The sequence below is a fragment of the Actinomadura darangshiensis genome (assembly GCF_004349235.1).
GTDB lineage: Bacteria > Actinomycetota > Actinomycetes > Streptosporangiales > Streptosporangiaceae > Spirillospora > Spirillospora darangshiensis.
Window position 1 is genome coordinate 1 of record NZ_SMKY01000082.1, and the last position, 24,074, is coordinate 24,074.

General features: G+C 72.0%; 18 protein-coding genes and 1 riboswitch. Of the genes, 11 read left to right on the forward strand and 7 right to left on the reverse strand.

Annotation, left to right across the window (positions count from 1 at the left end):
* Nucleotides 1–102: 102 nt before the first annotated feature.
* The 5 genes from E1293_RS19290 (at nt 103) to E1293_RS19310 (ending at nt 6,070) form a co-directional block, all read left to right on the forward strand.
* The gene (locus E1293_RS19290) at nt 103–957 is read left to right on the forward strand and encodes a metalloregulator ArsR/SmtB family transcription factor (RefSeq protein ID WP_132198818.1); all 855 of its coding nucleotides are present in this window, start codon (nt 103–105) and stop codon (nt 955–957) included.
* A complete protein-coding gene (locus E1293_RS19295; RefSeq protein WP_132198819.1) occupies nt 954–1,553 on the forward strand; it encodes a dihydrofolate reductase family protein in 600 nt (199 codons plus the stop codon). The genes E1293_RS19290 and E1293_RS19295 overlap by 4 nt, the downstream gene beginning before the upstream one ends.
* A gap of 64 nt (nt 1,554–1,617) precedes the next feature.
* On the forward strand, nt 1,618–2,664 hold the full coding sequence (locus E1293_RS19300) for an LLM class flavin-dependent oxidoreductase (protein ID WP_132198820.1): 1,047 nt from the start codon (nt 1,618–1,620) through the stop codon (nt 2,662–2,664).
* 19 nt (nt 2,665–2,683) lie between these two features.
* A complete protein-coding gene (locus tag E1293_RS19305; protein WP_132198821.1) occupies nt 2,684–3,568 on the forward strand; it encodes an SMP-30/gluconolactonase/LRE family protein in 885 nt (294 codons plus the stop codon).
* Between the two features lie 183 nt (nt 3,569–3,751).
* Nucleotides 3,752–6,070, forward strand: coding sequence for a WD40/YVTN/BNR-like repeat-containing protein (locus E1293_RS19310; RefSeq protein ID WP_279473263.1), 2,319 nt, complete (start codon nt 3,752–3,754; stop codon nt 6,068–6,070).
* Between the two features lie 58 nt (nt 6,071–6,128).
* On the opposite strand, the gene E1293_RS19315 is transcribed toward E1293_RS19310, so the two are convergent.
* The gene (locus E1293_RS19315; protein ID WP_132198822.1) at nt 6,129–7,610 is read right to left on the reverse strand and encodes an alpha-L-fucosidase; all 1,482 of its coding nucleotides are present in this window, start codon (nt 7,608–7,610) and stop codon (nt 6,129–6,131) included.
* A gap of 470 nt (nt 7,611–8,080) precedes the next feature.
* Between E1293_RS19315 and E1293_RS19320 the strand changes: the two genes are divergently transcribed.
* The 5 genes from E1293_RS19320 to E1293_RS19340 all read left to right on the forward strand — a co-directional run bounded on the left by E1293_RS19320 (nt 8,081) and on the right by E1293_RS19340 (nt 15,170).
* Nucleotides 8,081–9,613, forward strand: coding sequence for an alpha-L-arabinofuranosidase B (locus E1293_RS19320; protein WP_132198823.1), 1,533 nt, complete (start codon nt 8,081–8,083; stop codon nt 9,611–9,613).
* Between the two features lie 11 nt (nt 9,614–9,624).
* Nucleotides 9,625–10,698, forward strand: coding sequence for a glycoside hydrolase family 62 protein (locus tag E1293_RS19325; protein ID WP_132198824.1), 1,074 nt, complete (start codon nt 9,625–9,627; stop codon nt 10,696–10,698).
* A gap of 275 nt (nt 10,699–10,973) precedes the next feature.
* Nucleotides 10,974–11,139: riboswitch (cyclic di-AMP (ydaO/yuaA leader) on the forward strand.
* 5 nt (nt 11,140–11,144) lie between these two features.
* A complete protein-coding gene (locus E1293_RS19330; protein ID WP_132198825.1) occupies nt 11,145–11,777 on the forward strand; it encodes an NlpC/P60 family protein in 633 nt (210 codons plus the stop codon).
* A 145-nt stretch (nt 11,778–11,922) separates the two neighbouring features.
* Nucleotides 11,923–14,430, forward strand: coding sequence for a sensor histidine kinase (locus tag E1293_RS19335; RefSeq protein WP_132198826.1), 2,508 nt, complete (start codon nt 11,923–11,925; stop codon nt 14,428–14,430).
* Between the two features lie 74 nt (nt 14,431–14,504).
* The gene (locus tag E1293_RS19340; RefSeq protein ID WP_132198827.1) at nt 14,505–15,170 is read left to right on the forward strand and encodes a response regulator; all 666 of its coding nucleotides are present in this window, start codon (nt 14,505–14,507) and stop codon (nt 15,168–15,170) included.
* Here the strand turns inward: E1293_RS19340 and E1293_RS19345 are convergent.
* The 6 genes from E1293_RS19345 to E1293_RS19375 all read right to left on the reverse strand — a co-directional run bounded on the left by E1293_RS19345 (nt 15,167) and on the right by E1293_RS19375 (nt 21,660).
* The gene (locus E1293_RS19345) at nt 15,167–16,015 is read right to left on the reverse strand and encodes a potassium-transporting ATPase subunit C (protein ID WP_132198828.1); all 849 of its coding nucleotides are present in this window, start codon (nt 16,013–16,015) and stop codon (nt 15,167–15,169) included. The genes E1293_RS19340 and E1293_RS19345 overlap by 4 nt on opposite strands.
* 1 nt (nt 16,016) lies before the next feature.
* On the reverse strand, nt 16,017–18,104 hold the full coding sequence (gene kdpB, locus E1293_RS19350; RefSeq protein ID WP_132198829.1) for a potassium-transporting ATPase subunit KdpB: 2,088 nt from the start codon (nt 18,102–18,104) through the stop codon (nt 16,017–16,019).
* Complete coding sequence (gene kdpA, locus E1293_RS19355; RefSeq protein WP_132198830.1) at nt 18,101–19,765, reverse strand: potassium-transporting ATPase subunit KdpA; 1,665 nt, start codon at nt 19,763–19,765, stop codon at nt 18,101–18,103. Before kdpA ends, kdpB begins: the two co-directional genes overlap by 4 nt.
* Nucleotides 19,766–19,855: a K(+)-transporting ATPase subunit F gene (gene kdpF / locus E1293_RS19360; protein ID WP_132198831.1), complete on the reverse strand. Its 90-nt coding sequence runs from the start codon at nt 19,853–19,855 to the stop codon at nt 19,766–19,768.
* Nucleotides 19,856–20,120: 265 nt separating this feature from the next.
* On the reverse strand, nt 20,121–21,314 hold the full coding sequence (locus tag E1293_RS19370; RefSeq protein WP_132198832.1) for an RNA polymerase sigma factor: 1,194 nt from the start codon (nt 21,312–21,314) through the stop codon (nt 20,121–20,123).
* Between the two features lie 7 nt (nt 21,315–21,321).
* On the reverse strand, nt 21,322–21,660 hold the full coding sequence (locus E1293_RS19375; protein WP_132198833.1) for a YciI family protein: 339 nt from the start codon (nt 21,658–21,660) through the stop codon (nt 21,322–21,324).
* A 102-nt stretch (nt 21,661–21,762) separates the two neighbouring features.
* Here E1293_RS19375 and E1293_RS19380 point away from each other — a divergent pair, with 102 nt between their 5' ends.
* Nucleotides 21,763–24,042: an ATP-binding protein gene (locus E1293_RS19380; RefSeq protein WP_132198834.1), complete on the forward strand. Its 2,280-nt coding sequence runs from the start codon at nt 21,763–21,765 to the stop codon at nt 24,040–24,042.
* Nucleotides 24,043–24,074: the final 32 nt, after the last annotated feature.

A 24,074-nucleotide genomic window follows, 5' to 3' on the forward strand; every position in this document is an offset into this window, starting at 1 on the left:
GGCCACCTCCTCAGCCTGGTTCGACGCCCGCCGCCCCTCCCGAGGTTCGCACCACTTCACATTCCTTGACACGAATATTCGTCATGGAGAATACTTTGCTCCATGGACGCACTCCTCGCCGCGCTGGCCGATCCGGCCCGCTGGCGGCTCGTGACCCTGCTCGCCGAGCGGCCCCGTTCGGTCGGCGTCCTCGCCCGGCTCGCCGACGCGCGCCAGCCGCAGACGACCAAGCACCTGCAGACCCTGGAGCGTGCCGGCGTCGTCACCTCCCAGCGCACCGGGCAGCGGCGTGTCTACGCGCTGCGGCCCGCACCCCTGCGGGAGCTGGCGGCGGCGCTCGGCCGGCTCGCCGACACCGCCGACCGGGTGGGCGGCCCGGGCGAGACCTTCGGCCGCTACGGGCTCAGCCTCGACACCGAGCGACTCGCCGCGCGGGAGACGGGGTGGGCCGACGGCCGTTCGTTCGGTTTCGTCCGCTCACTGGCGCGGCCCCCCGAGCAGGTCTGGCGCCACCTCACCGACCCCTCCCTGCTCTCCCGCTGGTGGACGCCCGACGACCTGCGCGTGTCCGAGCTGGTCTTCGAGGCCGAACCGGGCGGACGGGTCGTCCTGGAGTACCGCGACGCCGAGGACACCGACGGTTCCGACCCGGTCGCCGGACGCGCGGAAGGCGTCGTCGTCGACGTGCGCCCCAACGAGCACCTCGCCTACCGGTCCTCCCCGCTGCTTCCCGACGGCGGCCACGCCTTCACCAGCCACGTCGACATGGCGCTCCGGGCCACCGGTGCAGGCACCGACCTGGACGTCCGGGTCCGGATCACCGGCAGCACCGTCGACTCCGCGGACTTCATCGCCGGCATCGAGATCGGCTTCGGGCAGACCCTCGACAAGCTCGCGGCGACCCTCGCCGCAGAGCCGCATGACACCGACACACATGACACGAGGAGCACGAGATGACCACTTCGACCGGCCGCACGGTCTCCGCGAACCTGAGCCTCAGCCTCGATGGGCACTACCACGGCGCCGGCGGGCCCGGCGACTTCGGCGCCTTCGCCCCGTACGTGACCAGCGACGTCGCCCGGGACCACCTCACCCGCATCTGGGAGGGCGCGACGACGGCCGTGCTCGGCCGAGGCAACGCCGAGGGCTTCCTGGGGTTCTGGTCATCGGTCGCCGAAGACCAGAACGCCGATCCACGCGATCGCGGATACGCCGAGTGGCTGGTCGGCACGGAGAAGGTGGTCTTCTCGACCACCCTGGCCGACGCGCCCTGGGAGCGCACCCGCCTGGTGAACGCCCCGGCCGCGGACGTCGTCGCCGGCCTGAAGGCGACCGGTGAGGGCGAGATCCTCGTCAACAGCAGCCCGAGCATCATCAAGCCGCTGCTGTCGGCGGACCTGCTCGACCGGCTGTACCTGATGATCCTCCCGGAGATCACCGGAGGCGGGGAACGGCTGTTCGAGGACGGCCTGCCGGCCACGAAGTGGGCGCTCACCCATCAGCGGACCGGCGAACTGGGCGAGATGGCCATGGTGTACGACCGGGCCCGCTGAGCCGGTCGATCCTTGACACGGGTGTGCTGAGGACTGACTATGCGCTTAGTCGGGAGGAGAGCCCATGCGCACCGGAATCGTGGTGACCGCCCGGCCCGGGGTCGAGGATCTCGCCGTGCGGGCCGAGGAACTGGGCTTCAGCAGCTTCTGGGTGTACGACACGCCGATGGTCAACGGAGACCCGTTCATCGCGCTGGGGCTGTGCGCGAAGGCGACCAGCCGCATCAGGCTCGGGATCGGGGTCACCTCGCCGGCGCTGCGGTCGCCGCCCGCAGCGGCGGCCGCCGTGGCGAGCCTGAACGCGATCGCCCCGGGCCGCGTGATCTGCGGGATCGGCACCGGCAACACCGCGCGGCGAACCCTGGGGATGGCGCCGACCAGGATGGCGGAACTGGAGGACTTCACCGCCGCGATGCAGGACCTCACGGCCGGCGGAGAGACCCCGTACACCGAAGGCGACCGCACGCGCACGATCAGGTTCCTGCACGTCGGGCCGTACGTGAACACGGCGGACCCGGTGGAGTTCGTGGTCGCCGCGTTCGGGCTCAAGGCCGCCGCGATCGCCGGGCGCCGGGGCGCCGGCGTGATCTCCTTTGGGATGCTCAATCCGGCGGCGTGGGGCGCGTTCGAGACCGCGCGCCGGGAGGCCGCGGGCGCGGCCGGCCGGCCCGCGAACGCCGACTCCTACGTGATGACCTCGCTGCACGTGCTCGGCGAAGGCGAGAACCGCTACGGCGACCTGGCCAAGGACAAGATGGGGCACATCGCGATGGCGCTCCTGACGTTCGCCGCGGACAACCCGGCGTTCGCCAGGTCGCTGGCCCCGGAGGAGACCGAGGCCCTGCGGCGGCTGCTGGAGCTGCGCGGCACCGCGGCCGGCGACCCCCGCCGGCACGCCACGCTCTACCGCAACTACCTGGGCCGCATCGACCCCGGGGAACGCGACCTGGTCGTGCCGTCGCTCGTGGACGGGCTGGCGCTGGTCGGCACCCGCCGGGAGCTCGTCGAGCGCGTGGCGGCCCTGGAGAAGGCGGGTGTGGACGAGATCGTCATCCAGCCCGTGGTCGACCCGCGGGCGGAGATGCTCGAACTGGCCGAGCTGATGGCCTGACCCTCGAAGGAGGACGCGCATGACCGGTACGGCGGCCACGGTGCTGGACGGTTTCGCCTACCTTGAGGCGCCGCGCTGGCGCGACGGGCGGATCTGGTTCTCCGACTTCTACACCCACCGGGTCCGTTCCGCCCGTGCCGACGGGACGGATCTGCGCGTCGAGGCCGATGTGCCGCAGCAGCCGTCCGGTCTGGGCTGGCTGCCCGACGGCCGGCTGCTGATCGTGTCCATGCGCGACCGCAGGATCCTGCGGCGGGAGCCCGACGGCACCCTCGTCACCCACGCGGACCTGAGCGGGCATGCGACCGGCCACCTCAACGACATGGTCGTCGACGCCCAGGGCCGGGCCTACGTGGGGAACTTCGGCTTCGACCTCATGGGCGGGGCACCGCTGGAACCGGCCGCACTGCACCGGGCCGACCCAGACGGCACCGTGACCGAGGTCGCCGCCGACCTGTGGTTCCCCAACGGGAGCGTGATCACCGAAGCCGGGGTGCTCCTCGTCAACGAGACCTTCGGCAACCGCGTCACGGCCTTCGACCTGGCCCCGGACGGGCGGCTCACCAACCGCCGGACCTGGGCGGACTTCGGCTCCTTACCGTCCCACCGGGACATGGCGAAGGTCCTGCCCGAGCTCTCCGTCGCGCCCGACGGCTCGTGCCTCGACGCGGAAGGCGCGCTGTGGATCGCCGACGGCAAGGGCGGCCGCCTGCTCCGCGTCATCGAAGGCGGGGCGGTCGCCGAGGAGATCGATCCCGGGACGCCCGTCTTCGCGTGCGCGCTGGGCGGGGCCGACGGGAGGACCCTCTTCGCCTGCGCCGCGCCCGACTTCGACGAGGCCGCCCGCAAGGCCGCGCGCGAGGGCCGGCTCGTCGCCGTGCGAGTGGCGGTCCCTGGAGCCTGACCGCCGCGGCACACCCAGCTGAGGCCCGCGCCCCGCGCGCGGGGTTTTCATGCGGGGGCGCGCGTACGTGCTGGTGAGGCGGCCGGGCCATGAAAGACGGCGGCGGGACCGTCCCGAACGTTGACCAATCGAAGCGCTTCGATCACCCTCCAGGTCACCGGGATCACAAGGAGGGCTCAGCGGATGCGAAGATCACTCACCGGCGCGGCGGCGGCCGTGGCGGCGGCCCTGGTGCTGGTCGCCGCCCTGGTCGCGGCCGTGGCGGCGCCGCGCACCGCGGCGGCTGCCGAGAGTTACGGCTGGAAGAACGTGCGGATCGACGGGGGCGGGTTCGTGCCCGGCATCGTCTTCAGCCGCAAGGAGAAGAACCTCGTCTACGCCCGCACCGACATCGGCGGCGCCTACCGCTGGGACCAGTCGGGCTCGCAGTGGGTCCCGCTGCTGGACTGGGCCGGCTGGGACAAGTGGGGCTACAACGGCGTGATCAGCCTCGCCGCGGACCCGGTGGACGCCGACCGGGTGTACGCGGCGGTCGGCATGTACACAAACGACTGGGATCCGAACAATGGCGCCGTCCTGCGGTCGGCCGACCGGGGCAAGACGTGGCAGGCCACGGAGTTGCCGTTCAAGCTGGGCGGCAACATGCCGGGGCGGGGCATGGGCGAACGACTCGCCGTCGATCCCAATGACGACCGGGTGCTCTACCTGGGGACGTCCGAGGGGCACGGGCTGTGGCGCAGCACCGATAGCGGCGTGACGTGGTCGAAGGTCAGCAGCTTCACGAACCCGGGCGACTACTCCGACGATCCGAGTGACACGACCGGCTACGGCAACCACCGTCCCGGTGTCGTCTGGGTGACGTTCGACGAGAGCACCGGGACGGCGGGGACGCCGACGAAGACGATCTACGCGGGTGTCGCGGACAAGGCGAACACCGTCTACCGCAGCACCGACGCGGGCGCCACGTGGCAGCGCGTGCCGGGGCAGCCGACCGGCTACATCGCTCACAAAGGCGTGCTGGACGCCGCCGGCCACGCGCTCTACATCGCGACCAGCGACACGGCGGGCCCCTACAGCGGCGCCAAGGGCGACGTGTGGAAGCTCGACACGCAGTCGGGGGCATGGACGCAGATCAGCCCGGTGCCGTCCAGCAACTCCGACGACTATTTCGGCTACAGCGGCCTGACCGTCGACCGGCAGCATCCCGGAACCCTGATGGTCGCCACCCAGGTCTCCTGGTGGCCGGACATGATCATGTGGCGGAGCACCGACGGCGGCGCGTCCTGGACCCGCATCTGGGACTGGACGAGCTATCCGAACCGTAGTTTCCGCTACACGCAGGACATCTCCGGCGTGCCCTGGCTGACGTTCGGGACCAACCCGTCGCCGCCCGAGGTCGCCCCGAAGCTCGGCTGGATGAACGAGTCTGTGGAGATCGACCCGTTCGACTCCGACCGGCTCATGTACGGGACGGGCGCGACGGTCTACGGCACCCGGGACCTCACCCGCTGGGACGCCGGCGAGCAGATCACGATCAAGCCGATGGTGAAGGGGCTGGAGGAGACCGCGGTCCTCGACCTCGTCAGCCCGCCGTCCGGCGCGCCGCTGATCAGCGGTCTCGGGGACATCGGCGGGTTCCGGCACGCCGACCTCGGCTCCGTCCCGCCGGCGATGTTCACCCAGCCCGTCTTCACCAGCACCACCAGCCTCGACTACGCCGAAGGCAACCCCGGCGTGGTCGTGCGGGCGGGCAACTTCACCGACTCCGACCGTCCGAACGACAGCCATGTGGCGTTCTCGACCGACGGCGGGGCCAACTGGTTCCAGGGCACCGAGCCCGGCGGCGTCAACAGCGGCGGCACGGTCGCGGCGGCGGCGGACGGGAGCCGGTTCGTGTGGGCGCCGGGCGACAGCGGCCAGCAGGTCGTGTACTCGGCCGGGTTCGGCAACACCTGGAGCCAGTCGTCCGGTGTGCCCGCCAACGCGATCGTCGAGGCCGACCGGGTGAACGCCAGCAAGTTCTACGCGTACTCCGGAGGCAGGTTCTACGCGAGCACGAACGGCGGCCAGTCGTTCGCGGCGACGGCGGCGTCCGGGCTGCCGTCCAGCGGTGTGCATTTCAAGGCGCTGCCCGGCCGGGAGGGCGACATCTGGCTCGCGGGCGACACCGGCCTGTTCCATTCGACGGACTCGGGCGCGAGCTTCACCAAGGTCCCGGGCATCTCCAAGGCGGTGAACGTCGGGTCCGGCAAGGCCGCGCCCGGCGCGAGCTACCCGGCGCTCTACCTGATGGGAACGGTCGACGGGACGACCGGTTTGTACCGCTCGGACGACGCGGGCGCGAACTGGACGCGCGTCAACGACGACCAGCACCAGTACGGCAACGCCGGCGAGGCCCTCACCGGCGACCCCCGCGTCTACGGCCGCGTCTACCTGGGCACGAACGGCCGCGGCATCGTCTACGGCGACACGTCCAACACCACCACGACGACGGTGAGGTGACGCAGGACGGCGCGGACGCCGGCGGGACGGGCACCGCGCCCGTCCCGCCGGCGGATTCCTACAGCGGGCGCGGGCGCCGGTTCGTCCCGCCGCAGCCGACCTCGCTGGCGAGCGCCGGGCCGTCCCCCACCGCCGCGAGGGCTTCCAGCCGGATGTGGCGGGCGGTCACCGGCGTCCGGAAACGCACCTGCTTGAGCGTGTGGTCGGGCGCCCACCGCCCCTCGGCCGCCGTGCGGAACGAGGCGCCGTCCAGGCTGGTGGAGACGCGGTACTCGGTGACGGTGCCCGTGGTGACGAACCGCTCGAACGAGTAGGGCGTCTCGGTGTCCTGCCGTGGCAGGTAGGTCAGGGTGTCGATGCCCGTGAACGCGCGGCCGAGGTCGAGCGTGACCGGTGCCGCGAGCGCGGCGAGGGTCTGGTCGGCCTGCCCGTTCCAGCCGTAGTCGCTGTGCCCGTCCACCGCCGCCGGATCGGTCGCCGACACCGGGGTGAGCGGGAACCTCAGCACGTCCGGCTGGGCGGGCAGCGGCGGCCGGTCGCGGTCGGGCCGCCACGTGCGGCCGACCTCGCGCAGCACCTCGACGGCGCCGTCGTCGAGCAGGCCGCGTGGGTTGGGCGGGCAGTTGAGGATGAACGTGCAGTAGCGCGCCTCCAGCTCGGCCAGGTGCCCGCCGGCGATCTGCTCGGCGGTCAGCAGACTGCCGGGCGTCGACGGGTGCCAGAACCAGCCGGACGGGGAGATGCTCTGCCCCTGCGAGGCCGCGTACGTGTTGCCGGGCGGGCAGAACACGCCGCCCTTCGTCTCCTCCACGAACAGCAGCTCGGAGTGCCACGGCACGGTCAGCCCGTTCAGGTCGAGGACGAGGCAGCCGGGCTGGAGCGCCGCGATGTGCGCCCGGATCTCGCCGAACGGGATCGACTGGTGACCGAACGCCCAGTGCCACGCCCACCCGTCCAGGATCAGCACCGGGACGGGACCGTAGCGGGTGAGCAGCTCGGTGAGCTGGTCCTTGACGAACTCGATGTTCGCGCGGGTGATCGGCGGCCGGTCGTCGAAGCCCTTGGGGCCGACGCCGTTCGTGCGGTCCCAGATCGAGAAGTACAGGCACGGCGTGATGCCGCGCGCCCGGAAGGCGTGCATGTACTCCCGGACGACGTCCCGCTTGAGCGGGCTACTGGACACCGAATAGGACGTGTACCTGGACGGCCACAGGCAGAAGCCGTCGTGGTGCTTGGCGGTCAGGACGGCGAACCGCATCCCGGCGGCCTTGGCGGCGTCCGCCCATTGGCCGCAGTCCAGGTCGGCGGGGTCGAACGATCCGGGGTCCTGGTCGGGCTCCACCCACTCGGCGTCGTGAAACGTACCCATGTTGAAGTGCAGGAACATTCCGAAGCGCCAGTCCACGAAGCGCCGTTGCAGGTCGTAGCGGTTCCCTCCGCGGTGGACGGCGGCCTCGGCGGCCGGCGGCCTGGGGAACGCGGTCAGGCCCGCGGTCGCGGCGGTCGCGGCGGTCGCGGCCAGGAACGCGCGCCGGTCCATCACCGCACCTCCCTTCGGGAGGCGTCGGCGGGCATGGCCCGGGTCGATGTGCACCTTCTGATCACGGTGTCCCTCCAGAGGGGTCGGTACCGCGGCGAGAGGTGTCGAAGCGCTTCGACGACGAAATGGTAAGCCGCCCCGGGCCGCCGCACAACCACCGATGATCTGCGGAAATGCACCGGTGAAAACAAGGGTTGACAGAACCCCGGGAATCGTTGTCTCCTCACATGGCCACCCCTTACACCACCACCCAATGAGGGAGGACGACTTCCGGCCAGAAATGTTAGCGATAACAATAGCTCCCACCAGGACTTACGTGCGCCATCGGTTTTCGTATGTGAGCGCTAACGCATTGTCCTGAACGATCACCCCGTCCCGGCGGCGGGCCCTTCGTCCCGCCGTCCGAAATGAGAGTTCACCAGCGGGAAGAAGAAGAGGTCCACACGATGATTCGGTCACGGATCACACGCATGAAAAGGACGCTGCTGTGCGCGGTGGCGTTCGCCGCGCTCACCCTCGGGAACCTGGTCGGCGCGCCGGGTGCGGCGCTGGCGGCCGGCCCGCTCCCCTGCGACGTCTACGGCTCGGCCGGCACGCCCTGCGTCGCCGCGCACAGCACGACCCGGGCGCTGTTCGCCTCGTACGGCGGACGGCTCTACCAGGTGCGCCGCGCCTCGGACGGCGCGACCCGCGACATCGGCGTGCTCACGGCCGGGGGCTACGCCAACGCCGCCGCGCAGGACGCGTTCTGCGCGGGCACCAGCTGCGTCATCACGGTCATCTACGACCAGTCGTCCCGCCACAACGATCTGACTCCGGCACCGCCGGGCGGCGTCGGCGGCCAGGACGACCCGGTGCCCGCGGACGCCCTGCCGGTCACCGCGGGCGGCCACAAGGTCTACGGCGCGTCCTTCTCCGGCCGCATGGGATACCGCGACAACTCGACGTCCGGTGTGCCGACCGGCAGCCAGCCCGAGGGCATGTACATGGTCGCCTCCGGGACGCACTACAACAGCGGCTGCTGCTTCGACTACGGCAACGCCGAGACCAACAACCTGGACAACGGCAACGGCCACATGGACGCCATCTACTTCGGCACCCTGTGCTGGTTCTCGCCGTGCAACGGATCGGGCCCCTGGGTGATGGCCGATCTGGAGAACGGCCTGTTCCAGTCCGACAGCGGCGGCAGCGAGAACTCCGGGAACACCGGCAACCGGAACCCGTTCGTGACCGCGACCCTGAAGAACAACGGGACGAACTTCTTCGCCCTCAAGGACGGCAACGCCCAGTCGGGCGGGCTGTCCACGCGCTATTCAGGCCCGCTTCCGACCTCGCGCCCAGGCTATTCACCCATGCACAAGGAAGGCGCCATCATCCTCGGCATCGGCGGCGACAACAGCAACAGCGCCATCGGCTCGTTCTTCGAAGGCGTGATGACGTCCGGGCTGCCCACCGACGCGGCGGACAACGCCGTGCAGGCCAATATCGTGTCCGTCGGCTACGGCGCGCCGAGCCCGACCGCGCCGGGCACACTCACACCCGGATCGACCATCTCCCTGCGCGCGACGACGGCCTGCTGCACGACCCGCTATATCCGCCACCAGAACGACAACGCCGTGACTTCGGAGATCTCATCGGGCAGTTCGTCGCTGGACAAGAACGACGCGTCCTGGATCGTGCGCCGGGGCCTGGCGAGCGACTCCTGCGTGTCGTTCGAATCCCGCAACTACCCCGGTGACTTCCTGCGGCACTTCAACTACCAGCTCTTGCGGCAGCCGATGGACGGCAGCGCGCAGTTCCGGGCCGACGCCACGTTCTGCCCGCAGGCCGGCCAGAGCGGCAGTGGGACGTCCTTCGCCTCGTACAACTATCCGAGCCGGTTCATCCGCCATTACGACGACACCGTCTACATCGCCAGCAACGGCGGCTCGAACGCCTTCGACGCGTCCGCGAACTGGGCGGCCGACGTCACCTGGGCCGTCACCTCGCCGTGGACGCCCTGAAGGGGGAACGCATGCGACTCCTCCGATCCGCCGTACGCGGCAAGCGCACGGTCGCCGCGACCGCGCTCCTGCTGACGGCCGCAATGACCGGCGCACTGAACGCACAGGTCGCGCAGGGCGCCGCGCAGGGGCTTCCTTCGAGTTACCAGTGGCATTCCAGTGGCGCGCTGATCGCCCCGAAGCCGGATGCCACCCATGACATCGCGGGCATCAAGGACCCGTCGGTGGTCCGCTACAACGGGAAGTGGCACGTGTTCGCCAGCACCGCGAACAAGGCCGGCTACAACCTCGTCTACACGAGCTTCACCGACTGGTCCCAGGCGGGCTCCGCGCCTCAGTACTACCTCGACCGGAGCGGCATCGGGACCGGGTACCGGGCCGCGCCGCAGGTGTTCTACTTCGCTCCGCAGAACAGGTGGTACCTGGTCTACCAGACCGGCAACGCGTCGTACTCGACCACGTCCGACATCGGCGACCCCGGCTCCTGGACCGCGCCGAAGAACTTCTACGCCGGCATGCCGGAGATCGTCCGGCAGAACATCGGCGACGGCTACTGGGTCGACATGTGGGTGATCTGCGACAGCGCCTACTGCTATCTGTTCTCGTCCGACGACAACGGGCACCTCTACCGGTCGCAGACCCGCGTCTCCGACTTCCCGAACGGCTTCTCCGAACCTGTCATCGCGCTCCAGGACTCCAACAGGTACGCCCTGTTCGAGGCGAGCAACGTCTACAGGGTCCAGGGGACGAACCAGTACCTGCTGATCGTGGAGGCGATCGGCGGCGACGGGAGGCGCTATTTCCGCTCCTGGACGTCCGCCGGCATCGCGGGATCGTGGACGCCCCTGGCCGCGAGCGAGGGCAACCCGTTCGCCCGTGCGAGCAATGTCACCTTCGACGGCACGCCATGGACCAGGGACATCAGCCACGGCGAGCTGATCCGCGCCGGGTACGACCAGACCCTCACCGTCAGCCCGTGCGCCATGCAGTACCTCTACCAAGGCAAGGATCCCAACGCGGGTGGCGACTACAACTCCCTGCCCTGGCGGCTCGCTCTCCTGACCCAGACCAACTCCACCTGCTGACCGCCGCCCCCTCGGCCGCGTCGTCCGGCGTCCGGACGGCGCGGCCACGTCGGTGACCTGGGCGGTTGCTGATTTTGTCGGAGTTTGCCTTCCTTTGGTGTCCGGAGTAGCTTGTCGTCCACCAGGGTGCCCCCCAGGCACTTTGTCCCCACGTGTCCCACTGGGCACGATCGCCGCGCCCGTCAGGCCGTCCATGCGCACGCTCCGCGTGCACGCCTGAACGCGCGACCGGCAGCACGCGGCCCCCACGCGGCCGCACATCCATCAGCGCCGCTCTCGCGGCAACGCCGAGTCCGCCGTCAAGGCGGAGCCGGGGAACCACCATGCGCCGGACCTCGACACGGTCCCGCGCAGGGGTGAGTCGGCCTGCCCGCAGGCCGTAGGGCGACTTCCACGTCCGAACCCGTCAGCTAACCCGGTAGGCGGCTTGGAAGAAGGAGTCCCCCTTGAAAGGCAAGCACAGCAAGAACCGCGGTCCGCTGGGCCTGAACCCCAGCGCGACCGGCGCCCTGGTCGGCCTCGCGTTCATCGGTGTGGCGGCGACCACGGCGCAGGCATCGGTCCTGTCGTCCGACCCGGGCGATGGCAAGAAGGCCGCTGCCGTCACCACCCTTCACGCGAAGCAGGAGCCCGCCAAGAAGGAGTCCGCGAAGAAGGCCGGGCAGGACAGCGGCCGCTCGGACGTCATCACCCGGGCCAAGACCTGGCATCCGCACACGGGCCAGAGGGTGTCCTACAGCCAGACCGACTCCCACAACGGCTACCGCACCGACTGCTCGGGCTACGTCTCGATGGCACTGGACCTGCCCAAGCCCGGCCCGAACACCGTCGGCCTGACATCGTCCGAGTACACCGAGCGCATCAAGATGTCGGAGCTCAAGAAGGGCGACCTCGTCATGGACGCGGAGGGGACCAACACCACCCGCCACGTCGTCATCTTCGAGAAGTGGGCCGACGGCGACCACTCGTCCTACTGGGCGTACGAGCAGCGCGGCCACTACGGCACCGACCACCGGACGCGCGACTACGGCCTGTCCTCCGGCAGCGAGTACAAGGCCTACCGGCCGAAGAACCTCTGAGGAGGCGGTGAGACACGCCCGGCCGGGACGTCCCGGCCGGGCGCCCGCCTTTCCCGCGTATGGAACGCGTGAAGGGCGGGGCCGCGCGCGTATGGAGAGCGTCAAGACGGGATCAGCGGCGGTTCGGCCTGGGAGGATGGGCGGCATGGCCAGGGGGCAGCTCCGCGTCTACCTGGGGGCCGCGCCCGGGGTGGGCAAGACGTACGCGATGCTGTCGGAGGCGCGGCGGCGGCGCGAGCGCGGCACCGACGTGGTCGTCGGCTACGCCGAGACCCATGACCGGCCGCGCACCGAGGCGCTGCTGGACGGCCTGGAGACCGTCCCGCGCCGCACGCTGACCTACCGCGAGACCACGTTCACCGAGCTGGACGCGGCCGCGGTGATCGCCCGCAGGCCAGCGGTCGCGCTCGTCGACGAGCTGGCGCACACGAACGTCCCCGGCAGCGGGCATCCCAAGCGGTGGCAGGACGTCGAGGACATCCTGGACGCCGGGATCGACGTCGTCTCGACCGTGAACGTCCAGCATCTGGAGTCGGTCAACGACGTCGTCGAGCAGATCACCGGGGTGGTGCAGCGCGAGACCGTCCCGGACGAGGTGGTCCGCCGCGCCGACCAGGTGGAGCTGGTCGACATGGCGCCGGAGGCGCTGCGGCGGCGGATGGCGCACGGCAACATCTACAAGCCCGAGAAGGTCGACGCGGCGCTGTCGAACTACTTCCGCGTCGGGAACCTGACCGCCCTCCGCGAGCTGGCGCTGCTGTGGCTGGCCGGCAAGGTCGACGACCAGCTCGACCGGTACCGGGCCGAGCACGGCATCGGCGGGACGTGGGAGGCGCGCGAGCGGATCGTCGTGGCGCTGACCGGCGGGCCCGAGGGCGGCACGCTGCTGCGGCGCGCGACCCGCATCGCCGCGCGGTCGAAGGCGTCCGACCTGCTCGCCGTGCACGTGACGCGCGGCGACGGCCTGACCGGTGCGCGGCCGAGGGACCTGGCCCGGCAGCGGCAGATCGTCGAGGGGCTCGGCGGCACCTACCACCAGGTCGTCGGCGACGACGTGCCGCGGGCGCTGCTCGACTTCGCGCGCGGCGTGAACGCGACGCAGCTCGTCCTCGGGGTGTCGCGGCGGGGGCGGTTCGCGCAGCTGCTCCGGCCGGGCATCGGGGTCACGACGACGGCGCGGTCCGGCTCGATCGACGTCCACATGGTCACCCACGACCAGGCACGGCGCGGCATCGCCCGTCCGGGCCGGGAGCAGGGGTTGTCGGTCAACCGGCGGTTGACCGGATTCCTGCTGGCGGTGGCCGGGCTGCCGCTGCTGACGTTCGGGCTCCTTTCCGCGCGTCCGGCGATCTCGCTGCCGTCCGACATCCTGTTCTTCCTGGCGGCGGTCGTCGCGATCGCGCTGGTCGGCGGGATGTGGCCCGCGCTGGTCACGGCGGTCGCCGGGTTCCTGCTGCTCAACTGGTACTTCACTCCCCCGGTGCACCGGCTGACCGTCGCCGAGCAGGAGAACCTGCTGGCGCTGGCGGTGTTCGTCCTGGTCGGGATCGGGGTGAGCATCGTGGTGGACCGCGCCGCCCGACGATCGCGGGAGGCGGCCCGGCTGGGCGCGGAGGCGGAGGTCCTGTCCACGCTGGCGGGCGACGTCCTGCGCGGCGAGCACGCCCTGGACGCCGTGCTCGGACGGCTCCGCGAGACGTTCGGGCTCGCCTCGGTGACCCTGCTGGAACGCCCGGCGGCGGACGAGGACTGGCGGATCGTCGCGACCGTGGGCGGCCGTCCCTGCGCCACGCCCGGCGAGGGCGACGCCGAGATCCCGGTGGGGGACGATCTGACGCTGGCGGTCCGGGGCCGCCGGATGGCGGCCGGGGACCGGCGCGTCCTGGAGGCGTTCGCCGTGCAGGCGGCGGGGGCGCTGCGCCAGCAGCGGCTGCGGGCGGAGGCGGAGAAGGCGCGCCCGCTGGAGGCCGCCGACCGGATGCGCACGGCCCTGCTCAACGCGGTCAGCCACGACCTCCGCACGCCGCTGGCCTCGGCGAAGGCCGCCGTCGACAGCCTCACCGGCACCTCCGTCGCCTGGACCGACGACGAGCGCGCCGAACTCCTCGACACCGCCCGCCTGTCGCTCGACCGGCTCGACCGGCTGGTCGCGAACCTCCTGGACATGAGCCGGCTGCAGGCGGGCGTCCTCGGCATCGCCGCCCGGCCCCTGGCGCTGGACGAGGTCGTCCCGCGCGCACTCGACGACCTGGGCGGCGGCGACGTGTCCGTCCGGCTCGGCACCGACCTGCCCGAGGTCGCCGCCGACCCGGCGCTGCTGGAGCGCGTCCTGGTCAACCTCATCGCCAACGCGCTCCGGCACAGCCCGCCGGGCGAGCCCGTACTGATCACCGCGGGCCCGATCCGCGACCGGGTCGAGCTGCGGATCGCCGACCGCGGCCCCGGCATCCCGCCCGGCGAGCGGGAGCGGGCGTTCCTGCCGTTCCAGCGGCTCGGCGACCGCGACAACCACAGCGGCGTCGGGCTCGGGCTGGCGCTCGCCCGGGGCCTGACCGAGGCGATGGGCGGCGAGCTGATCCCCGAGGACACCCCGGGCGGCGGCCTCACGATGATCGTCTCACTGCCCGTCCACCAGTGGAAGGAAGCCCGATGACCGGAGCGGAGCGAGGATCGTCGGGCTTCCCGCCCCGGGGGTCTGGGGGTCGCCCCCCAGAAAAACAGGGCCGGATGACGCGGGTCCTCGTGGTCGATGACGAACCCCAGCTCCTGCGGGCACTGCGGATCAATCTGCGCGCCCGCGACTACGAGGTGGACGTCGCGGCCGACGGCACGACCGCGCTGCGCCGGGCCGGCTCGTGGCGTCCCGACCTGGTCGTGCTCGACCTGGGGCTGCCCGACCTGGAGGGCATCGAGGTGATCCACGGGCTGCGCGGCTGGACGGAGGTCCCGATCATCGTCCTGTCCGGGCGGGCGGGCAGCCGGGACAAGGTCGAGGCGCTGGAGGCGGGCGCCGACGACTACGTGACGAAGCCGTTCGACATCGAGGAGCTGGTGGCCCGCATCCGCGCGGTCTCGCGGCGGATCTCGTCCGCCGAGCCGGTCACGCCCGTCCAGGTGGGCGAGCATACGATCGACCTGGCCGCGAAGACCGTGACGGGCGGCGTGCACCTGACGCCCACGGAATGGCGGCTCCTGGACGTCCTGCTCCGCAACCCCGGCAAGCTCGTCGCGCAGCAGCAGCTCCTGACGACGGTGTGGGGCCCGGCGTACAAGAGCGAGTCGCACTATCTGCGCCAGTACATGGCTCAGCTGCGACGGAAGCTGGAGAGCGACCCGTCCCATCCCCGGCACCTGCTGACGGAGCCGGGGATGGGGTACCGCTACCAGCCCTAGCGAGCCGGATATGCGCGGTCCAGGGCGATGTTGAGCTTGAGCACGTTGACGGTGGGCTCGCCCATGAAGCCGAGGGCGCGTCCCTGCTCCTTGATCAGCCGCTCGACCTGCGCGGGCGGGACGCCGCGGGCCTGCGCGACGCGCCCGGCCTGGATGGCGGCGTAGGCCGGGGAGATGTCCGGGTCGAGGCCGCTGCCACTCGCGGTCACGGCGTCCGGCGGGACGGCCGGGTCGGCGGGCGCGTCGCCCCTGACCGGGACGACGAGCCCCTTCGCATAGTCCTCACCGGGGCGGGCCGGTTCGACGCGGACGCCCTTGTACGACGCCATGAACGGCGTGTGCGACTCGTTCACGCTGACGACGCGGGTGGGACGCGGGACGGTCCCGTCCGCCGCGCGCGGCCCGAAGACCGCCAGCACCGCGCCGGCACCGCCGGGGGTGCAGAACGGACGCGCGCCGCTCACGCCGTTGAGCTCGCCGATCGCCTTGCTGCGCACGCAGACCTGGGTGAGCAGGCTCTGCCTCCCCGGCCGGTCGACGACGTCCTCCGGCCCGAGGTTGCTCGCCCCGGACGCCATCGGGTCGTGGCCGCCGCTCGACGGGCGGCTCTGGAAGTACCGCTTGAGCGGCTTCCCGTCCGGCCCGGTGAACGACTGGCCGATGAGGGCGCTGCCGACCGTCCGCCCGTCGAGTTCGACGAACGAGCCGCCGGCCTGGTCGTGCAGGCCGGGAAGCCGTCCGACCGCGTAGACGGCCAGCGGGTACGCGACGCCGAGCACCGCGGTCAGGACGAGCAGGGCCCGCAGGGCGGCCAGGTGCAGCCGGAGCCACCTCGGATAGCGCATGTCAGGACATCCCCGGAAGGTATCGGACGAGCAGGTCGATGAGCTTGATGCCGGCGAAGGGCGCGGCGAGGCCGCCGAGCCCGTAGACGGCGAGGTTGCGCGACAGCAGCCGGGACGCGCCGCCCGGCCGGTACGGCACGCCCCGCAGCGCCGGCGGGATCAGCGCGACGATCACCAGCGCGTTGAAGACGACCGCGGACAGGATCGCCGACTGCGGGCTGTGCAGCCGCATCACGTTCAGCGCCGCGAGCCCCGGATACAGGCCCGCGAACAGCGCCGGGATGATCGCGAAGTACTTGGCGACGTCGTTGGCGATCGAGAACGTGGTGAGCGCGCCGCGGGTGATGAGCAGCTGCTTGCCGATCTCCACGATCTCGATGAGCTTGGTCGGGTCGGAGTCGAGGTCGACCATGTTCCCGGCCTCCTTGGCGGCGGACGTGCCGGTGTTCATCGCCACCCCGACGTCGGCCTGCGCGAGGGCGGGCGCGTCGTTGGTGCCGTCCCCGGTCATCGCGACGAGCCGCCCGCCCGCCTGCTCCGTCCTGATCAGCGCGAGCTTGTCCTCGGGCCGGGCCTCGGCGAGGTAGTCGTCCACGCCCGCCTCGTCCGCGATCGCCTTCGCGGTCAGCGGGTTGTCGCCGGTGATCATCACGGTGCGGATGCCCATCCGGCGCATCTCGCCGAACCGCTCGCGCATGCCCTCCTTCACCACGTCCTTCAGGTGGACGACGCCGAGGACGCGCGCGGAGCCGTCCACCGCTTCCCCGACGGCCAGCGGTGTGCCGCCGGACGCCGAGATGCCGTCCGCGATCCGGGCCAGCTCGGCCGGGACGTCGCCGCCGTGCCCCCGCACCCAGTCCGCGACCGCACCGGCCGCGCCCTTGCGCAGCGACCGTTTCGGGTCGTCCAGGTCGACGCCGCTCATCCGGGTCTGGGCGGTGAACGGCACCCAGGTGGCGTGGGTCAACTCGCCGGGCGTGCGTTCCCGCAGGCCGTAGCGCTGCTTGGCGAACACGACGACCGAGCGTCCCTCCGGCGTCTCGTCGGCGAGGCTGGACAGCTGCGCCGCGTCGGCCAGCTCGTCCTCGGGCGTGCCCGCGACCCGGAGGAACGCGGCGGCCTGCCGGTTGCCGAGCGTGATCGTCCCCGTCTTGTCGAGCAGCAGCGTGCCGACGTCGCCGGCCGCCTCGACCGCCCGCCCGCTGGTCGCGAGGACGTTGCGCTGGACGAGCCGGTCCATCCCGGCGATGCCGATGGCCGACAGCAGCGCCCCGATCGTCGTCGGGATGAGGCAGACGAGCAGCGACACCAGGACGACGCCGGCGACGCCGTGCTCGCCGAGGGCGGGCGAGGCGGGGACGCCGGGGTTGACGTCCTTGGCGTAGATCGCCATCGGCTGCAGCGTCGCCACCGCGAGCAGGAACACGATCGTGAGCGCGGCGAGGAGGATGTTGAGCGCGATCTCGTTGGGCGTCTTCTGCCGGCTCGCGCCCTCCACCAGCGCGATCATCCGGTCGACGAACGACTTTCCCGGCTCCTGGGTGATCCGCACGACGATCCGGTCGGAGAGCACCCGCGTCCCGCCGGTCACCGCGGACCGGTCGCCGCCCGACTCGCGGATCACCGGGGCCGACTCGCCGGTGATCGCCGACTCGTCTACCCCGGCGATGCCCTCGACGACGTCGCCGTCGCCCGGGATGATCTGCCCGGCTTCGACGACCACATGGTCGCCCCTGCGCAGTTCGGGGGCCGGTATCCGCTCTTCCGGGGTGTCCGGATCGCCCGTCAGGCGGCGGGCGACCACATCGGCCTTGGCCCTGCGCAGCGACTCGGCCTGGGCCTCACCGCGTCCCTCCGCGACGGCCTCGGCCAGGTTCGCGAAGACGACGGTGAGCCACAGCCATCCGACGATCAGCCAGCCGAACACGCTCGGATGTAGGGCCGCCAGGACGGTCGTCCACACGGCGCCGATCTCGACGATGAACATGACGGGGTTGCGCCACAGCGTGCGGGGATCGAGCTTGCGGCACGCGTCCGGCAGCGACCGGAGCAGCTGCCTCGGGGCGAGCAGGCCCGGTTGCGTCCTCATGAGCGGATCCCTTCGGCGAGCGGGCCGAGCGCGAGTGCGGGCAGGAAGGTGAGCGCGACCAGGACGACCGTCACGCCGGCGAGCATCCCGGCGAACTGCGGGCGGTGGGTCGGCAGCGTCCCGGCCGACTCGGGGACGCGGCCCTGCCGCGCCAGCGACCCGGCCAGCGCGAGGACGAAGACGATCGGCAGGAAGCGTCCGAGCGCCATGCAGAGGCCGAGCGCCGTGTCGTAGAAGACGGTGTTCACGGTCAGCCCCGCGAACGCCGACCCGTTGTTGTTGGACGCCGAGGTGAACGCGTACAGGACCTCGCTGAAGCCGTGCGCGCCGCGGTTGAGCATGCCGGCGCGGCCGTCCGGTACCGCCAGCGCGACCGCCGTCCCACCCAGCACGAGGACCGGCGTGCTGAGGAAGTACATCGCCGCGAACTTGATCTCGCGGGAGCCGATCTTCTTGCCGAGGTACTCCGGCGTCCGGCCGACCATCAGCCCGGCGACGAACACCGTGACCACGGCGAGGATCAGCATCCCGTACAGGCCGGATCCGGTGCCGCCGGGCGCGACCTCGCCGAGCATCATGTTGAGCAGCGTCATCATGCCGCCGAGGCTCGTGTAGGAGTCGTGGAAGGAGTCGACCGCGCCGGTGGACGTCAGCGTGGTCGCCCCCGCGAACGTCGCCGAGTTCGCGACGCCGAACCGCATCTCCACGCCTTCCATCGACCCGCCGGCGGCCGCCGGGACGGTGCCGTGGTGCGTCAGCTGGAAGACGTTGAGGAGGGTGACGCTGACCAGGGCGATGCCGCCCATCACGGCGAGGATCGCGTAGCCCTGCCGGTTCTGGCCGACCATGCGGCCGAACGTCCGGCACAGCGAGAACGGGATCACCAGGATGAGGAGGATCTCCAGCCAGTTCGTCCACGCCGTGGCGTTCTCGAACGGGTGCGCCGAGTTGGCGTTGTAGAAGCCGCCGCCGTTGGTGCCGAGTTCCTTGATGGCCTCCTGGCTCGCCACCGGCCCGCCGGGGATCTGCTGATGGGCACCTGTGAGGGTGTCGGCCACGTGGCCGCCGCCGAAGTTCTGCACGAGCCCGCCCGCGATGAGGACGATCGCGGCGGCGAACGCGATGGGCAGCAGGATCCGGACGCAGGTGCGCGTCAGGTCCACCCAGAAATTGCCGAGGTGGCCGGTCTTCTTCCGCACGAAACCGCGGATCAGGGCGACCGCGACGCACATGCCCATGGCCGCCGACACGAAGTTCTGCACCGCCAGGCCCGACATCTGGACCAGGTGGCCCATCGTCGTCTCGCCCGAGTACGACTGCCAGTTGGTGTTGGTGACGAAGCTGACGGCGGTGTTCCACGCCTGGTCGGGCTTCACCGGGGTGCGTCCGAGGCTCAGCGGCAGATGGTTCTGGAGCCGCTGGAAGCCGTACAGGAACAGGATGCCGACCAGCGCGAAGGCGAGGACGCTGCGGGCATAGGCGCCCCAGGTCTGCTCGCCGTCGGGGTCGGCGCCCACCGTCCGGTAGACGGCACGTTCCACGCGACTGTGCGAGGGGCGGGTGTAGACGCGGTACATGTAATCGCCCAATGGCCGGTAGACGACGGCCAAGGCCATGAGCAGGGACCCGATGAAAAGGATCCCCGCGAGGGTCGTACTCATTCAGAAACGCTCCGGGAAAAGCAGTGCGGCGACGAGGAACAGGACCAGCGCCAGCGCCAGGACGAGCCCGGCGGCGTTCTCGGCGGTCACAGCCTCTCCACGCCCTTCACCAGCAGGCCGAGCAGGACGAACACCGCCACTGTCAGCACGACGAAGACCACGTCACTCACGAATGGACACCCCTGTCGAATCACCGATTCCGGCAGGTCCGGTGTGCACGTTTTCCGAAACCTGCCGACAAGGCTCACCATAAGGACGTATTTCGGCCGCGGCGCTTCCGGCTACGCGATATTGACACCGTCCACGCCGATCCTGACGTCTCCCTGACACGGGCGGGTGCTCGGCCCGGCCGTCGTCAGGTCCAGGAGAGGCGTTCGGTGAGGAGGGCCTGCTGGGCGGGGTTGTCGGTGAGTGCGAGCGCGCGGCTGTCGGCCGTGTGCGCTTCGCGGTGCCGGCCCAGGTCGCGCAGCAGTTCGGCGCGGGTGGCGTGGTACAGGTGGTGGCCGTCGAGGGGCTTCGCGAGAGGGGCCAGCTCGTCCAGGGCGGCCTCCGGGCCCCGGACGTAGCGGACGGCGATGGCGCGGTGGAGGCGGACGACCGGTGTCCGCGTCAGGTGCAGGAGCATGTCGTAGAGGACGAGGATCTGCGCCCAGTCGGTGTCGTCCCAGGTGGGAGCCTCGGCATGGCAGACGACGATCGCGGCCTGGAGCTGGTACGGGCCGGGGCGGCGCATCGCGGCGGCGCGTTCGATCAGCCGGGTGGTCTCCTTGACGGCGTCGTGGTCCCAGCGGGAGCGGTCCTGGTCGCTCAGCAGGACGAGACGGCCGTCGCCGCCGAAACGCGCGGCGGTGCGCGCCTGGTGGAGCCGGATGAGCGCCAGCAGGCCGAGCACCTCGGGGTGGCGCGGCATCAGCCAGGCGAGGTCCGCGGCCAGCCATTCGGCGTCGTCGGCCAGGTCGCGGGCGTGCGGGCGGTCGCCGCCGCTCGCCAGGTACCCCTCGTTGAACAGCAGGTACACGACGGCGAGGACCTGGTTCAGCCGCTCGTCCAGCTCGGCGTCCGACGGGATCCGGTACGGGATGCGCGCGTCGGTGATCTTGCGTTTGGCGCGGGTGATGCGCTGCCCGACCGTCGCCTCCGGGACGAGGAACGCGGCGGCGATCTGCCCGGTCGTCAGCCCGCACACGGTGCGCAGCGTCAGCGCGACCTGGGCCGGCACGGGCAGCGCGGGATGGCAGCAGGTGAAGATCAGCTTGAGCCGGTCGCCGGGCTCGCCGCGCACCGGCCACTGGAGCCGGGCGAGCTTGTCGCGGTAGTTGGCCTGGCGGCGCAGCAGGTCGATGCCGCGGCGGCGGGCGGTGGTGAGCAGCCAGGCGTCCGGATGGTCCGGGATGCCGTCCTGCGGCCAGCGCCGCAGCGCGGTCTCCACGGCGTCCTGCATGACGTCCTCGGCCGCCGCGAAGTCGCCGATCGTCCGGATCAGGGACGCCGTGAGCCGGCCCGCGTGCTCGCGCAGCACGCGGGCCAGCTCGGCGTGGACCTCGTCCATCGGGCCGTCAGGCGAGCGGGCGGATCTCGACGATCGGGCACGCGGGCCAGTCGCGGGCGATGCCCATGGCCTCGTCCAGGTCGGCGACCTCGACCTCGGCGTAACCGCTGACGACCTCCTTGCCCTCGACGTACGGGCCGTCGGTGAACAGCGGCTCCGCTTCGTCCAGGCGGACGGTCGTGGCGGTGTGCGCGGGCTGCAGATGCCCGTGATGGGTGATCTGCGCGGCGTGCCGGGCGAACCACTCGGTGACCTTCTCGTAGGCGGCCTGGCGCTCGTCGTCGTCCATCGCGGCCAGTTCCTTGGCGAACTTCTCTGTCTCGGCGAACAAGAGCACGTACTTCATGCGTCTCCCCTTCTGCGGGCGCCCAGCGGAGCGTACAGGCGTTCGGGCTGCTGTCACCCTCTAGACGATCGGCGGGCGCCGCGATCCGACACGTCCGCGAAGATGACGGCAGCGGTCCGCGCGGGCCACCATCGAACCTGGACCGAGGACATGGAGGGGGCACGGGTGCACGAGCCGGCGACGGGACCGGGGATCCCCACGCCCCTGACGCTCTTCTTCGGCCGCGACGACGAGATCGGCGAGGTGGCCGGGCTGCTCGGCCGGTCGCGCCTGGTCACGCTGGTCGGCGCCCCGGGCGCCGGCAAGACCCGGCTGGCCGCGGAGGTCGCGGCGGACGCCGGCCCGGGCGTGCGGTTCGCCGGACTCGCGTCCGTGTCGGGCGGACGGTCGGTCCCGGCGGCGGTCGCGGCCGCGCTGGCGGTCGACGAGGAGCCGGGGCGCCCGCTCGCCGAGACGCTCGCCGAACACCTGGCGGCCAGAGACCTGCTGCTCGTCCTGGACAACTGCGAGCATGTCGCGGGCGACGCCGCCGACCTGGTGAGCCGGCTGCTCGCGACCGCCCCCCGGGTCAGGGTGCTGGCGACCAGCCGCGTCCCGCTGTCGGTCCCGGGTGAGCGGCTGTTCCGGGTTCCGCCGCTCGGCCGCGGGCCCGCCGTCGAACTGTTCACCGACCGCGCCGGCCTCGTCGGCACCGCCGCCGCGGACCCGGAGCGGGCGGAGCGGATCTGCGCCGGGCTCGACGACCTGCCCCTCGCCATCGAGCTGGCCGCCGCGTGGACGCGCGTCCTGTCCCCGGCGGAGGTCCTCGACCGGCTGGACGCGATGCCGTCGCTGCTCGTCGCGCCCGGTGCCGCCCGCCACGGGCAGCGGACGATGGAGGCGACCGTCGAATGGAGCCTGCGGCTGCTGTCCCCGGACGAGCGGGCCCTGTTCGCCCGGCTCTCGGTGTTCACCGGCGGGTTCGACCTGCGCGCCGCCGAGGCCGTGGCGGCCGAGCCGGCCGAGCCGCTGGAGCGCCTCACCGCGCTCATCGACCACTCCCTCGTCCTCGCCGAGCCCGCCGAGGACGGCACGACGCGCTACCGCATGCTGGAACCGGTGCGCCAGTACGGGGCGTCCCTCCTGGCCGCCCGCGGGGAGGACGAGGCGGTCCGGCGCCGCCACGCCGAGCACTACCTCGGTGTGGCGCGGCGCCGCGACGCCGAGCTCCGCGGGTCGGACCGCGTCCGCCCGCTGACGGAGCTCAGCCGGGAGGAGGGCAACCTGCTCGCCGCGCTCGACTGGGCGCGGCGGCGGCCGGGCGACCTCGCGCTCCGGCTGGCCACGGCGCTCGCGTACTTCTGGGAGCAGCGCGGCCGGGTGAACGACGGCCGAGCCTGGCTGGAGGAGCTGCTCGCCCGCGCGGGCGCCGACCGGCGGCTGCGCGCGGCGGCGCTGGGACGGCTGGGACGGCTGGCCTGGCGGCAGTGCGACTACGAGCGGGCGCGGTCGCTGCATGAGGAGAGCCTGACGATCATGTCCGGGCTCGGCGACGAGCCGGGCACCGCCCGCGGCCTGCGGAACCTCGCGCTCGTCGCGACCGCGACGGGCGACACGGCGACGGCGGCCGAGCTGTGCGAGCGGAGCATCGCGCTGTTCCGGGCGCGCGGGGACCACCGGGGGCACGGCTGGGCGCTCACCGTCCTCGCGCTCGCCCGGCTGGCCGACGGCGACGTCGGCGGTGCGGAGGCGTCCTTCCTGGACGCCCTGGCGCTGGAACGGCGCGGCAGCAGCGCGGCACTGGCCGCGTGCGGGCACCTCGGGCTCGCGCTGTGCGCGGCCCACGCCGGTGACACGGGCGCCTACCGCGCCTGGCTGACCACGCTGATCGCCGATATCCGGGAGGCCGGCCACCTGCTCGAAGACCCGGACTGGCTCTGGGCCGCGAGCGGCCTCGCCACCCGGGAGGGACGGTTCCGCGCCGCCCTGCTGCTCGCCGGCGCCGCCCGCGCGGCGAGCCGGGGCGGCAGCCAGATGCCGGCGCAGGTCACCGAGTTCAGCGCGGCCCTGCTGGTGCAGGCCCGGCGGGCCCTCGGACGCCGGGCCGCCGACCGGCTCCTGGCCCGCGGCGCGCGGCTCGGCACCGCGGAGCTGATGGCGGAGGCGCTCGCCGCGCCGACCGGAGCCGACCGTCCGCTCAGCGCGCGGGAACGGGAGATCGCCGACCGGACGGGGCAGGGCCTGTCGAACGAGGAGATCGCCGGTGCCCTGCACATCTCGCGCCGGACGGTCGAGACCCACCTGGAGAACATCCGGCTGAAGCTCGGCCTGTCCAGCCGGTACGAGGTGATGGCCTGGGCGCTCACCCAGCGGCTGGGCGGCGAACCCGCCGGATCCGTGTGATTACGGATGCCGCGGTCCCGGTCCGGTCGGCA

Excerpts from the sequence above, each read along its gene's own strand:
- E1293_RS19290 (WP_132198818.1), top strand. The coding sequence starts at position 103 with ATGGACGCACTCCTCGCCGCGCTGGCCGATCCGGCCCGCTGGCGGCTC.
- E1293_RS19295 (WP_132198819.1), top strand. The coding sequence starts at position 954 with ATGACCACTTCGACCGGCCGCACGGTCTCCGCGAACCTGAGCCTCAGC.
- E1293_RS19300 (WP_132198820.1), top strand. The coding sequence starts at position 1,618 with ATGCGCACCGGAATCGTGGTGACCGCCCGGCCCGGGGTCGAGGATCTC.
- E1293_RS19305 (WP_132198821.1), top strand. The coding sequence starts at position 2,684 with ATGACCGGTACGGCGGCCACGGTGCTGGACGGTTTCGCCTACCTTGAG.
- E1293_RS19310 (WP_279473263.1), top strand. The coding sequence starts at position 3,752 with ATGCGAAGATCACTCACCGGCGCGGCGGCGGCCGTGGCGGCGGCCCTG.
- E1293_RS19315 (WP_132198822.1), bottom strand. The coding sequence starts at position 7,610 with ATGGACCGGCGCGCGTTCCTGGCCGCGACCGCCGCGACCGCCGCGACC.
- E1293_RS19320 (WP_132198823.1), top strand. The coding sequence starts at position 8,081 with ATGAAAAGGACGCTGCTGTGCGCGGTGGCGTTCGCCGCGCTCACCCTC.
- E1293_RS19325 (WP_132198824.1), top strand. The coding sequence starts at position 9,625 with ATGCGACTCCTCCGATCCGCCGTACGCGGCAAGCGCACGGTCGCCGCG.
- E1293_RS19335 (WP_132198826.1), top strand. The coding sequence starts at position 11,923 with ATGGCCAGGGGGCAGCTCCGCGTCTACCTGGGGGCCGCGCCCGGGGTG.
- E1293_RS19340 (WP_132198827.1), top strand. The coding sequence starts at position 14,505 with ATGACGCGGGTCCTCGTGGTCGATGACGAACCCCAGCTCCTGCGGGCA.
- E1293_RS19345 (WP_132198828.1), bottom strand. The coding sequence starts at position 16,015 with ATGCGCTATCCGAGGTGGCTCCGGCTGCACCTGGCCGCCCTGCGGGCC.
- kdpB (WP_132198829.1), bottom strand. The coding sequence starts at position 18,104 with ATGAGGACGCAACCGGGCCTGCTCGCCCCGAGGCAGCTGCTCCGGTCG.
- kdpA (WP_132198830.1), bottom strand. The coding sequence starts at position 19,765 with ATGAGTACGACCCTCGCGGGGATCCTTTTCATCGGGTCCCTGCTCATG.
- E1293_RS19370 (WP_132198832.1), bottom strand. The coding sequence starts at position 21,314 with ATGGACGAGGTCCACGCCGAGCTGGCCCGCGTGCTGCGCGAGCACGCG.
- E1293_RS19375 (WP_132198833.1), bottom strand. The coding sequence starts at position 21,660 with ATGAAGTACGTGCTCTTGTTCGCCGAGACAGAGAAGTTCGCCAAGGAA.
- E1293_RS19380 (WP_132198834.1), top strand. The coding sequence starts at position 21,763 with ATGACGGCAGCGGTCCGCGCGGGCCACCATCGAACCTGGACCGAGGAC.